This window comes from Pseudomonas leptonychotis (assembly GCF_004920405.1).
In the GTDB taxonomy this organism is placed as follows: Bacteria; Pseudomonadota; Gammaproteobacteria; order Pseudomonadales; family Pseudomonadaceae; genus Aquipseudomonas; species Aquipseudomonas leptonychotis.
Map to the genome: position 1 here is coordinate 288117 of NZ_RFLV01000001.1, position 11869 is coordinate 299985.

The window sequence follows — 11869 nt, forward strand, 5'->3', positions numbered from 1 at the left end:
CCTCTTCGGGGCGACAGCTATTAACCGTCTTACTGCTTGCTGGCAGCCAGCTGAGCAGCAACTTCTTCAGCAAAGTTGTCCACTGGCTTCTCGATGCCTTCACCAACCTTGAAGTAGGTGAACGAAACGATTTCAGCACCGGCTTTCTGAGCCAAAGCACCGACCTTGATTTCCGGGTCTTTAACAAAGGCTTGCTCAACCAGGCTGGCTTCAGCCAGGAACTTGCTGATACGACCAGCAACCATCTTCTCGACGATTTCAGCCGGCTTGCCCTTGATTTTGTCTTCGTTGAGGCTGATGAACACGGCTTTCTCGCGCTCAATGGCTTCAGCGGAAACTTCCGCAGGCAACAGGAACTCTGGGTTGCTGGCCGCTACGTGCATGGCGATGTCTTTAGCCAGCTCAACAGAGCCGCCTTTCAGAACAACAGCGACACCGATCTTGTTACCGTGCAGGTAAGTGCCGACCACATCACCTTCAACGCGAACCAGACGACGAATATTTACGTTCTCGCCAACTTTGCCCACCAGAATCAGACGATCAGCTTCACGCGCCTCGATCAGCGGAGCAGCATCGGTCAACTTGTCAGCAAAGGCTTGCTCAACGCTGGCAGCAACGAATGCCTTGAAGTCATCTTGCAGAGCCAGGAAGTCAGTCTGCGAGTTAACTTCCAGTAGAACGGCAGCTTTGCCGTCTTCTTTGATAGCGATTGCGCCTTCAGCAGCTACGTTACCGGCTTTCTTGGCAGCTTTGATCGCGCCGGAAGCACGCATGTCGTCGATGGCTTTTTCGATGTCGCCGCCAGCCTTGGTCAAGGCTTTCTTGCAATCCATCATGCCTTCGCCAGTACGCTCACGCAGTTCTTTAACCAACGCCGCAGTAATTTCTGCCATTTCTAAATTCCTCTTGGATAGGTTTTTAACCATTCCACCCGCGAACGGGCGCTCAATTCTTAACGCACTGCCGACTGTGACTTAGAACAATTGCAACTAATACGTCGACGATGGTTTTCAAGGTGGCAAAAAGGGGGCCAGGCCCCCTTTTTGCGAACTAAGCAAACGCTAGGCGCGTTTTGCTTAGCCTTCAGCCGCTTCTGCAGCAGGGGCTTGCTCGACGAATTCGTCGGTGCCGCCATTTGCATTGTTGCGAGCACGGATCACAGCATCAGCCATGGCACCCATGTACAGCTGGATGGCGCGAATGGCGTCATCGTTACCTGGGATGATGTAGTCAACGCCTTCCGGGCTGCTGTTGGTATCAACGATGCCGATAACTGGGATGCCCAGCTTGTTGGCTTCGGTGATAGCAATGCGCTCGTGGTCAACGTCGATTACGAACAGCGCGTCTGGCAGACCGCCCATGTCCTTAATACCACCCAGGCTGCGATCCAACTTTTGCAGATCACGGGTGCGCATCAGGGCTTCTTTCTTGGTCAGCTTGGTGAAAGTACCGTCCTGGGACTGAACTTCCAGATCACGCAAACGCTTGATCGAGGCACGGATGGTTTTGTAGTTGGTCAGCATGCCGCCCAACCAGCGATGATCGACGTACGGCGAACCGCAACGTGCTGCTTCTTCAGCAACGATCTTGCCAGCGGAACGCTTGGTGCCAACGAACAGAATCTTGTTTTTGCCCGAAGCCAGCTTCTCAACGAACGACAGTGCGTCGTTGAACATTGGCAGGGTTTTTTCAAGGTTGATGATGTGGATCTTGTTGCGCGCGCCGAAAATGTACTTACCCATTTTCGGGTTCCAGTAACGGGTCTGGTGACCGAAGTGCACACCGGCCTTCAGCATATCGCGCATAGTGACTTGGGACATTGTAGTTCCTTGATAAGTCGGGTTAGGCCTCCACGTATCCCGATCTCCAACCGCGCGAACTCGCCGCAAGGCACCCAGGAAACCGTGTCGATACGTGTGTGGGTTTAAGCTTTCGGGCACACAGCCCGTAAAGCGGCGCGTTTTATACCATAAAAGTGTGCGGCGCGCTACACGCCCACCACAACACATGCTGCCTCTACGACCGGCACACGCTCACATGGCGCTTATGGCTGCAACCTCTAGCTGTTAAGATGACGCCCTTTCTGTTCGCGTTCGAGAACCGCACATGACCGTCACCATCAAAACGCCCGATGAAATCGAAAAAATGCGCGTAGCCGGTCGCCTGGCTGCCGAAGTTCTAGAAATGATTGGCGAGCACGTCAAGCCCGGCATCACCACCGAAGCGCTCGACCGTATCTGCCATGACTATATTGTCGACGTGCAGCAGGCCATCCCTGCCCCGCTCAACTACAAAGGTTTCCCAAAATCTATCTGCACGTCGGTCAATCACGTGGTCTGCCACGGCATCCCCAATGACAAGCCGTTAAAAGAAGGCGACGTGATCAACATCGACGTTACCGTGATCAAGGATGGCTACCACGGCGATACCAGCAAGATGTTTATGGTCGGCAAGGTGCCTGAGTGGGCTGAGCGCTTGGCCAAGATCACCCAAGAGTGCATGTATAAAGGCATCGAACTGGTCAAGCCCGGCACACGCCTGGGCGATATTGGCGAAGTGATCCAGAAGCATGCTGAGAAGAACGGTTTCTCGGTGGTGCGCGAATACTGCGGCCATGGCATTGGCGCGGTGTTCCACGAAGAACCGCAAGTGCTGCACTACGGCCGCGCTGGCACAGGCATGGAGCTGGTAGAAGGCATGACCTTCACCATCGAACCAATGATCAATCAGGGTCGCGCAGAAACCCGCACCCTGGGCGATGGCTGGACCGCCATTACCAAGGACCGTAAGCTTTCTGCGCAGTGGGAGCACACCCTTCTGGTAACGGCTAACGGCTACGAAATCTTCACCCTGCGCAGTGATGACACCATCGCCCGCACGTCGGCCTGACCCATAGCCGCATCCGCCTTATAGAAAGAAGGAAGGCCGCAATGCCGCAAGTAGATCCCGAGCTGTTCGACCGCGGCCAGTTCCAGGCAGAGCTGGCCCTCAAGACCAGCCCCATTGCGGCGTTCAAGAAGGCTATCCGTCACGCCCGTGACGTGCTCGATGGGCGCTTCAACAATGGCCGCGACATCCGCCGCCTGGTCGAAGACCGCGCCTGGTTCGTCGACCAAATCTTGCGCGAAGCCTGGGAGCGCCTGCCATGGAGCGAGGATGCCGACATCGCCTTGCTGGCGGTCGGCGGCTATGGCCGTGGTGAACTGCATCCCTTCTCCGACATTGACCTACTGATCCTGCTCGACAACGCCGACCACGAAACCTTTCGTGAACCTATCGAGCACTTCCTGACCTTGCTCTGGGATATCGGCCTGGAAGTGGGTCAGAGCGTGCGTTCAGTCGATGAGTGCGCCAGCGAGGCCCGCGCCGACCTGACCGTCATCACTAACCTGATGGAAAGCCGCACCATCGCCGGCCCAGAACGCTTGCGCCAGCGTATGCAGGACGTCACCAGCACCGCGCAAATGTGGCCGAGCAAGCAGTTTTTCCTGGCCAAGCACCAAGAGCAGCGCGCCCGTCACAGCAAATACAACGACACCGAATACAACCTGGAGCCCAACGTCAAAGGCTCGCCAGGCGGCCTGCGCGATATCCAGACCATTCTCTGGGTCGCGCGTCGTCACTTCGGCACGCTAAACCTGCATGCCATGGTCGGCCAAGGCTTTCTGCTGGAAAGCGAATACGCCCTACTCGCCTCCAGCCAGGATTTTCTCTGGAAGGTGCGCTACGCCCTGCACATGCTCGCCGGACGCGCCGAGGACCGCCTGCTATTCGACCATCAAAGCAAGGTAGCGGCGTTGCTCGGTTTCGAAGGCAGCGACAACAAACGCACCATCGAACGCTTTATGCAGAAGTACTACCGCGTGGTCATGGCCATTGCTGAGCTTAGCGATCTGATCGTGCAGCACTTTGAAGAGCAGATCCTGCGGGCCGGCGAAAGCGGTCAGGCGACCCAACTCAACAGCCGCTTTCAGGTGCGCAACGGCTATATCGAAGCCACCCACCCAGGTATTTTCAAGCGCACGCCGTTCGCCATCCTGGAAATATTCGTGCTCATGGCCCAGCACCCGGAAATCGAAGGCGTCTGCGCCGACACCATTCGCCTGCTGCGTGATCACCGCCACCTGATCGATGATGACTTTCGCAGCGATATCCGCAATACCAGCCTGTTTATCGAGCTGTTCAAATGCAAGGAAGGCATCCACCGCAACCTGCGGCGGATGAACCGCTACGGCATTCTCGGCCTCTACCTGCCTGAGTTCGGCTTGATTGTCGGGCAGATGCAGCATGACCTCTTTCATATCTACACGGTCGATGCGCACACCCTGAATGTGATCAAACACCTGCGTAAATTGAGCAAGCCTGGAGTCGCGGAAAAATTCCCGCTGGCCAGTGAGCTGGTCGAGAAACTGCCAAAACCCGAGCTCATCTACCTCGCGGGCATTTACCACGACATCGGCAAAGGCCGTGGCGGCGATCATTCTGAACTTGGCGCAGTCGATGCGGCCGCCTTCTGCGTACGTCACCAACTGCCCGCGTGGGACTCCAAGCTGATTGCCTGGCTGGTGCAGAGCCACTTAGTGATGTCGACCACCGCGCAACGCAAAGACCTCTCAGACCCTCAGGTGATCTCTGACTTTGCCCATTTAGTCGGCGATCAGACGCACCTGGATTACCTCTATGTGCTGACGGTGGCCGATATCAACGCCACCAACCCGAGCCTGTGGAACTCATGGCGCGCCAGTTTGTTGCGTCAGCTGTACACCGAAACCAAGCGGGCACTCAACCGTGGCCTGGAAAACCCCCTGGACCGCGAAGAGCAGATTCGCCTGACCCAAGGCACAGCGCTGGACATATTGGTACGCGGCGGCACTGACGCCGACATCGCCGAGCAACTCTGGGCGCAGCTGGGCGACGACTACTTCCTACGCCATACCGCCGAGGATGTCGCCTGGCATACGCTGGCGATCATCCGTCACCCGAACGACGGCAACCCGCTGGTGCTGATCAAAGAAACCACCCAGCGCGAATTTGAGGGCGGCACACAAATCTTCATCTACGCCGAAGATCAGCACGATTTCTTTGCGGTAACCGTGGCGGCCATGGCCCAGCTCAACTTGAACATCCATGACGCGCGGATTCTCACCTCAACCAGCCAGTTCACCCTCGACACCTACATCGTGCTTGAGAGTGAGGGCGGCTCGATTGGTGACAACCCGGCCCGCATCGAAGAAATTCGCCAAGGCCTGATCGACGTGCTGAAACACCCCGACGACTACCCCAACATCATTCAGCGCCGAGTCCCGCGGCAGCTCAAGCACTTCGCTTTTGCACCGCAAGTGACGATTCACAATGACGCCCATCGCCCGGTGACCATCATCGAAGTCACGGCCCCTGACAGGCCAGGCTTGCTGGCGCGCATCGGGCGGATTTTCCTCGATTTTGACCTGTCCTTGCAGAACGCCAAGATTGCCACCCTGGGCGAGCGCGTCGAAGACGTGTTTTTTGTCACCGACGCGCAGAACCAACAGCTTTCAGACCCAGAGCTGTGCATGCGTCTGCAGGCCACCATGATTGCCAAGCTGTCCGATAAAGCGGCGCAGCTGTCCGAACCCAGCACCATCAGTTTTTAACCCTTTCGCCCAAGCCTGAAGCCGCACGCAGACAGCGCGCGACGTATAGACCTGAGACAGAAACAATGAACGACGCCTTAACCCAGTTGCAGCCTTACCCCTTCGAAAAGCTCCGCGCCTTGCTGGGCAGTGTGCAGCCGCCGGCTGACATGGCACCGATTGCTCTGTCGATTGGTGAACCGAAGCACCGTTCGCCAGCGTTTGTCGCCGAAGCCCTCAGCGCCAACCTTGACCAGCTGGCCGTATACCCCACCACCTTGGGCATTGCGCCACTGCGCGAAGCCATCAGTAACTGGTGCACCCGCCGCTTTGGCCTGCCCGCCGGCACACTCAACCCGGCGCAGCATGTGTTGCCGGTCAACGGCACCCGTGAAGCACTGTTCGCCTTTACTCAGGCGGTGGTACAGCGCAGCGCACCCGGGCAAGAGCCGGGCCTGGTGATCAGCCCAAATCCGTTCTACCAAATCTATGAAGGCGCAGCTTTTCTCGCTGGTGCGCAGCCGCACTACCTGCCGTGCCTGGAAGAACATGGCTTCAACCCGGATTTCGCTGCGGTCAGTGATGACGTCTGGCAACGCTGCCAGATTCTGTTTCTCTGCTCGCCCGGCAATCCGACCGGGGCACTGATCCCAGTCGAGACATTAAAAAAGCTGATCGCCCTGGCCGATAAATTCGACTTCGTGATCGCCGCCGACGAGTGCTACAGCGAGCTGTACTTCGATGAAGGCAACCCGCCAGCGGGCTTACTCAGCGCCTGCGCAGAACTGGGCCGGCATGATTTCAAGCGCTGCGTGGTGTTCCACAGCCTGTCTAAACGCTCCAACCTGCCAGGCCTGCGCTCCGGCTTTGTCGCCGGTGACGCCGCCATTTTGAAATCATTCTTGCTGTACCGTACCTACCACGGTTGCGCCATGCCGGTACAAACCCAGCTGGCCAGCGTGGCCGCCTGGAACGATGAAGCCCATGTAAAAGCCAACCGCGACCTGTACCGCGAGAAGTTCGATGCAGTGTTAGCGATTCTTGACGGTGTATTGGACGTGCAGCGTCCGGACGGTGGTTTCTATCTGTGGGCCAAAACGCCGATAGACGACGAAACTTTTACCCGCGAGCTGTACGCCCGCGAACACGTCACCGTGGTGCCTGGTTCGTATTTGTCACGTGAGGTAAACGGCAATAACCCAGGCGCCGGTCGGGTACGCATGGCACTGGTGGCTCCGCTGGCCGAATGCGTGGCGGCTGCTGAACGTATCCGTGACTTTGTGAAGAGCCTTCAAGCATGAGCAACACCCTGTTTGGCATCAAAGCCTGCGACACCATGAAAAAAGCCCGCACCTGGCTCGACGAGCACGGGGTAAGCTATGCCTTTCACGATTACAAAGCCTGCGGCATCGACCGTGGCAACCTGGAAAAGTGGTGCAATGAACATGGCTGGGAAATCATCCTGAACCGTGCTGGCACCACCTTCTGCAAGCTGGACGAGTCGCAGAAAAGCGACCTCGATCAGCACAAGGCGATCGAACTGATGCTCGCCCAACCGTCGATGATCAAACGCCCAGTGCTGGATCTCGGCAACAAAACCCTGGTTGGCTTTAAAGCTGACCGCTATGCCGCCGAACTGGTATGAACCAGCCGGCCCACACGAATTTGCGGTAAGGAAAACAATATGAGCACAACACTATTCAGCCTGGCCTTCGGCGTCGGCACCCAGAACCGCCAGAGCAACTGGCTGGAAGTTTTCTACGCCCAACCCTTGCTCAACCCAGGCAGTGAGTTGGTCGCCAAGGTAATGGAAAAGATCGACTACCAGGGCGGCAACCACGCCATCATGATCAGCAACAACCAGGCTGGCGAACTGGCCGAAGCGCTGAAAAATGTCGATGCTGCGCAATCCGCTCTGCTCACGCGCCTGGCCGAAAGCCAGAAGCCACTGGTGGTCACCTTGATCGCCGAAGACAGCGCGCTGACCAGCACCCCTGAGGCTTACCTCAAGCTGCACCTGCTGTCGCATCGCCTGGTCAAGCCGCACGGGTTGAACCTCACCGGCATCTTCCCACTGCTGCCCAACGTGGCCTGGACCAGCCAGGGCGCAGTTGACCTCCTTGAACTGGCCGAACGCCAGCTGGAAGCCCGCTTGAAAGGCGAGCTGCTGGAAGTGTTCTCGGTGGACAAGTTCCCGAAAATGACCGACTACGTGGTGCCGACGGGCGTACGTATTGCTGACAGCGCGCGTATTCGTCTGGGCGCCTACGTGGGCGAAGGCACTACCGTGATGCACGAAGGCTTCGTCAACTTCAACGCTGGCACCGCAGGCCCTGGCATGATCGAAGGCCGCGTCTCCGCTGGCGTATTCGTCGGCAAGGGTTCGGACCTGGGCGGCGGTTGCTCGACCATGGGCACCCTGTCCGGCGGCGGCAATATCGTCATCTCCGTGGGCGAAGGCTGCCTGATTGGCGCTAACGCCGGCATCGGCATTCCGCTGGGCGATCGCAACACCGTGGAATCCGGCCTGTACCTCACCGCCGGCACCAAGGTGGCGCTACTGGATGCTGACAACAAGCTGGTCAAAGTGCTCAAAGCCCGCGAGCTGGCTGGCCAGCCGGACCTGCTGTTCCGCCGCAACTCGCAGAGCGGCGCCGTGGAGTGCAAGACGCACAAGTCAGCCATCGAACTGAACGAAGCCCTGCACGCGCACAACTGAGCCTGACGACAGACTGCAAGCCGAGCGCTTGTAGTCTTGTAGGATGGGTTGAGCTTCGCGATACCCATCAGACGATCTAGGTATCAGTCAGCCGAAGTGGGAGGGGCTTTAGCCGCGAATGACTAAACAAAAGTCGCGACTAACATCCCTCCCACTGCATTAGGCACTCCCCGTCGTCTTGAGGCCCATATGTCCTTGACCTCTCCCTGGCGCGCCGACTTTCCCGGTGTGCTGGCCCTTGAAGCCGAAGGCCAGACCTACCTCGACAGCGCCGCCACTGCGCAAAAGCCCCAGGCCATGCTGGATGCCCTGCATGGCTATTACGCAGGTGGTGTAGCCAATGTACATCGCGCTCAGCATTTACCTGGCGAGCGGGCCACACGTGCCTTCGAAGCGACGCGGGAGAAAGCCGCTCGCTGGCTTAATACAGCCGATGCACAGCAGCTGATATTCACCCGCAGCGCGACCGAAGCCTTCAATTTACTGGCTTACGGCCTTGAGTTGCGTTTCCAGCCCGGCGACGAGATCGTCATCAGCGCTCTGGAGCATCACGCCAACCTACTGCCCTGGCAGCAATTGGCGCTGCGCCGCCAGCTCAAGCTGGTGGTGTTGCCGCTGGATAACCATGGCCTGATCGACCTGGAGCAAGCGGCGCAACTGATTGGCCCACGCAGCCGTCTACTGGCCGTCAGTCAGCTGTCCAATGTGCTGGGCTGTTGGCAGCCATTGGATCAACTCCTCGCACTGGCTCAGGCTCAAGGCGCTGTGACTGTGGTCGACGGCTCGCAGGGCGTGGTGCATGCACGCCATGACCTGCAAGCCCTGGGCTGCGACTTCTATATCTGCTCCAGCCACAAGCTTTATGGCCCGGACGGTGTCGGCCTGCTGTATGGCCGCGCCGGCGCCTTGCAACAACTCAGGCACTGGCAGTTCGGCGGCGAAATGCTGCACCACACCGATTTCCACACTGCCACGTTCCGCGATGCGCCACTGGGTTTTGAAGCCGGCACCCCAGCGATTGCCTCGGTCATCGCCCTCGGCGCTAGCCTGGACTATCTGGCCAGGCTCGACAGTAACGCCGTAAGCCACCACGAGGCCGCGTTGCATGCTCAACTGCTGTCTGGCCTGCGCCTGCGTCAAGGCATCCGTTTGCTGGGCAGCCCTGATGTGGCCCTGGCCAGCTTTGTCGTCGATGACGTGCACCCTGCCGATCTCGCTCACCTGCTCACCGAGCAAGGCATTGCCGTGCGCGCAGGGCATCACTGCGCCATGCCCTTGCTGCAAAGCCTCGGCTTGAGCGGGGCCATTCGGGTGTCACTGGGGCTGTATAACGATGCCAACGATCTGCAGCGCTTTTTTAGCGCACTGGACCAGGCTCTGGAGTTGCTGCAGTGAGCCTGCCCGCCAACGCCCAAACTGCACTGCACGCATTCCGTGCCTGTAGCGGCTGGGAACAGCGCGCGCGTTTACTGATGCAATGGGGGGAACAGCTGGCACCGCTCAGTGAAAACGAGCGCTGTGAAAGCAACCGAGTAACGGGCTGTGAAAGTCAGGTCTGGTTGCTGCTCGAGCGTAACGGCGAGGAATGGCAGTTGCGCGCTAGCAGTGATGCGCGCTTGCTGCGCGGACTGCTCGCACTGCTATTGGTGCGGGTCAATGGGTTGACCCGCAGCGAGCTGGCGCAGCTCGATCTGCCGGGCTGGTTTGATCAACTCGGCCTGGCGCGCAACCTATCGCCCTCGCGCAGCAATGGCCTACAAGCGGTGCTTAAACGCATGCAGCAACTGCTGGACGCGACCGATCAGGGCGCGGTTAACCATTGATCCGTATTGCCGGTATACAACGCTTGCTGCAGACGCTCCAGCTCACCGCTCTTGGCAAAACCGCGCAACCCTGCATTGAAAACCTCGCGTAACTGATCGGCCTTCACGTCGTTTTTACGGAACAGCAGATGCAGAGGTTCGGTACTCAAAACGCGTGGGTGGTGGCTGATAGCGGCTCGCGCCTCAGGCGTAAACATCCTTCGCAGCATGGCGTACCCCACCGCTCGGTCCTGCGGGTGAACATCCACACGGCCCAATTCCAATAAGCGAAAGCCTGTATCTTCCTTGCCGTTTTGCTGCACGTTCAACTGCCCGCTCTGCAGCGCCGCATCGAATTGCGGACCATAGGAATAGCCCAGGGTGGTGGCGATGCGGAGCTTGTTAAGGTCTTCGATACGCGTCCAGTTCAGCCCCTGATCACGGCGCATAAACAACACTACTTCCCCGTTCACCACTGGATCACTGCAATCGCTGATTCGACTCCTCTGGGCTGAGCAGGAATAAGGCATCACCGCATCCAAAGCCCCCTGCTCTAGCATCAGCAGGTTGCGGTCCCAGGGGTAGTAGACGAACTCAACCTGATAACCCGCAGAGGTGAATATCTCGCGAATCAACCGTGCCAGCGCCCCGCCATCCGCGCGCAGCTGATCAACATAGGGCACCCAATCACCCGTACCAATGCGCACAACAGGCTGCGCACTGATATTCAGACAGGCAAACAGGAGCGTAAGCGGCAGCAGGCGACTCAGGGTACGGCTTAAAACAAGACGCAGCAGGGACAACACAAACACCTCAACGGATAAACACTAATGCATCCCTGCTAAACATCGACCTGAACCGGTCATTATTTACAGCGTAGCCAACACCCTCAACCCGTGGGCGATCGCTCTGACGGGCGCCGTGTACCGGCGACCAATTTATCGACAATGCGCGCAGCGGCCACCATGCCAAAGGTTGCAGTGACCATCATCACCGCGCCAAAACCGCCGGCGCAGTCGAGCTTCACGCCCTCACCGACAAAGCCTTTGTACTGGCACACCGTGCCATCGGGTTTGGGGTAGCGCAGCTGCTCGCTGGAGTAGACGCACGGCACGCTGTAATTACGCCCAGGGGTGCGCGAGAAGCCATATTCGCGGCGCAGGGTGGAGCGCACCTTGGCCGCCAGCGGGTCATTCCAGGTTTTGTTCAGATCGCCTACCTGAATCTGCGTGGGGTCGATCTGCCCGCCCGCCCCGCCGGTGGTAATCACCTGGATCTTGCGCCGTTTGCACCAGGCGATCAGCGCGGCCTTGGCGTTGACGCTGTCAATGCAATCGATCACCGCATCCAGCTGCTCGCTGATGTACTCGGCCATGGTCTCGCGGGTGACGAAGTCGGTCACGGCGTGTACCACGCAAGCCGGGTTGATACCGCGAATGCGCGCCGCCATGACTTCAACTTTGGGCTGACCGACTGTGCTGTCCAGCGCATGCAGCTGGCGGTTGCTGTTGCTCACGCAGACATCATCCAGATCAAACAGCGATATTTCGCCCACCCCGGAACGTGCCAAGGCTTCCGCCGCCCAGGAACCTACACCGCCGATGCCGACCACCGCCACATGCGCCGCCGCTAAGCGCTCAGCACCTTGACGACCATACAGGCGAGCGATCCCAGCAAAGCGTTGTTCATCCACAGGCATTCAGGCCTCTCAAACCCCTAAGCGGCGCGCATTATAG

The 11869-nt window shown here is 58.6% G+C and carries 11 protein-coding genes; 7 read left to right on the plus strand and 4 right to left on the minus strand.

Translation table 11 applies throughout. The features are described from left to right. Positions 1–29 precede the first annotated feature (29 nt). Complete coding sequence (gene tsf, locus D8779_RS01310; RefSeq protein WP_136662672.1) at positions 30–893, minus strand: translation elongation factor Ts; 864 nt, start codon at positions 891–893, stop codon at positions 30–32. Between the two features lie 183 nt (positions 894–1076). Continuing rightward, positions 1077–1820, minus strand: coding sequence for a 30S ribosomal protein S2 (gene rpsB / locus D8779_RS01315; RefSeq protein ID WP_136662673.1), 744 nt, complete (start codon positions 1818–1820; stop codon positions 1077–1079). Between the two features lie 286 nt (positions 1821–2106). On the opposite strand from rpsB, the gene map reads away from it, so the two are divergent. The 7 genes from map to D8779_RS01350 all read left to right on the plus strand — a co-directional run bounded on the left by map (position 2107) and on the right by D8779_RS01350 (position 10154). After that, positions 2107–2889 carry a type I methionyl aminopeptidase gene (map, locus tag D8779_RS01320; RefSeq protein WP_136662674.1) on the plus strand — a complete coding sequence of 261 codons (783 nt, stop codon included), beginning with the start codon at positions 2107–2109 and terminating at the stop codon, positions 2887–2889. Positions 2890–2930: 41 nt separating this feature from the next. Beyond that, the gene (locus D8779_RS01325) at positions 2931–5633 is read left to right on the plus strand and encodes a [protein-PII] uridylyltransferase (RefSeq protein ID WP_136662675.1); all 2703 of its coding nucleotides are present in this window, start codon (positions 2931–2933) and stop codon (positions 5631–5633) included. 65 nt (positions 5634–5698) lie between these two features. Further along, on the plus strand, positions 5699–6913 hold the full coding sequence (gene dapC, locus D8779_RS01330) for a succinyldiaminopimelate transaminase (RefSeq protein ID WP_136662676.1): 1215 nt from the start codon (positions 5699–5701) through the stop codon (positions 6911–6913). Further along, on the plus strand, positions 6910–7257 hold the full coding sequence (locus tag D8779_RS01335; protein WP_136662677.1) for an ArsC family reductase: 348 nt from the start codon (positions 6910–6912) through the stop codon (positions 7255–7257). Before dapC ends, D8779_RS01335 begins: the two co-directional genes overlap by 4 nt. Positions 7258–7296: 39 nt before the next feature. Beyond that, the gene (gene dapD / locus D8779_RS01340) at positions 7297–8331 is read left to right on the plus strand and encodes a 2,3,4,5-tetrahydropyridine-2,6-dicarboxylate N-succinyltransferase (RefSeq protein ID WP_136662678.1); all 1035 of its coding nucleotides are present in this window, start codon (positions 7297–7299) and stop codon (positions 8329–8331) included. Between the two features lie 189 nt (positions 8332–8520). Beyond that, positions 8521–9726, plus strand: a complete 1206-nt coding sequence (locus D8779_RS01345; RefSeq protein ID WP_136662679.1) for an aminotransferase class V-fold PLP-dependent enzyme — start codon at positions 8521–8523, stop codon at positions 9724–9726. After that, a complete protein-coding gene (locus D8779_RS01350; RefSeq protein WP_136662680.1) occupies positions 9723–10154 on the plus strand; it encodes a SufE family protein in 432 nt (143 codons plus the stop codon). Before D8779_RS01345 ends, D8779_RS01350 begins: the two co-directional genes overlap by 4 nt. Here the strand turns inward: D8779_RS01350 and D8779_RS01355 are convergent. Together D8779_RS01355 and tcdA are read right to left on the minus strand one after the other, a co-directional pair. Further along, positions 10133–10936, minus strand: a complete 804-nt coding sequence (locus tag D8779_RS01355; RefSeq protein ID WP_240789659.1) for a substrate-binding periplasmic protein — start codon at positions 10934–10936, stop codon at positions 10133–10135. The genes D8779_RS01350 and D8779_RS01355 overlap by 22 nt on opposite strands. An 86-nt stretch (positions 10937–11022) precedes the next feature. After that, positions 11023–11832, minus strand: coding sequence for a tRNA cyclic N6-threonylcarbamoyladenosine(37) synthase TcdA (gene tcdA, locus D8779_RS01360; protein ID WP_136662681.1), 810 nt, complete (start codon positions 11830–11832; stop codon positions 11023–11025). Positions 11833–11869: the final 37 nt, after the last annotated feature.

Bases quoted from the DNA above. Each gene is read 5' to 3' on its own strand.
- tsf (WP_136662672.1), bottom strand. From the start codon at position 893: ATGGCAGAAATTACTGCGGCGTTGGTTAAAGAACTGCGTGAGCGTACT.
- rpsB (WP_136662673.1), bottom strand. From the start codon at position 1,820: ATGTCCCAAGTCACTATGCGCGATATGCTGAAGGCCGGTGTGCACTTC.
- map (WP_136662674.1), top strand. From the start codon at position 2,107: ATGACCGTCACCATCAAAACGCCCGATGAAATCGAAAAAATGCGCGTA.
- D8779_RS01325 (WP_136662675.1), top strand. From the start codon at position 2,931: ATGCCGCAAGTAGATCCCGAGCTGTTCGACCGCGGCCAGTTCCAGGCA.
- dapC (WP_136662676.1), top strand. From the start codon at position 5,699: ATGAACGACGCCTTAACCCAGTTGCAGCCTTACCCCTTCGAAAAGCTC.
- D8779_RS01335 (WP_136662677.1), top strand. From the start codon at position 6,910: ATGAGCAACACCCTGTTTGGCATCAAAGCCTGCGACACCATGAAAAAA.
- dapD (WP_136662678.1), top strand. From the start codon at position 7,297: ATGAGCACAACACTATTCAGCCTGGCCTTCGGCGTCGGCACCCAGAAC.
- D8779_RS01345 (WP_136662679.1), top strand. From the start codon at position 8,521: ATGTCCTTGACCTCTCCCTGGCGCGCCGACTTTCCCGGTGTGCTGGCC.
- tcdA (WP_136662681.1), bottom strand. From the start codon at position 11,832: ATGCCTGTGGATGAACAACGCTTTGCTGGGATCGCTCGCCTGTATGGT.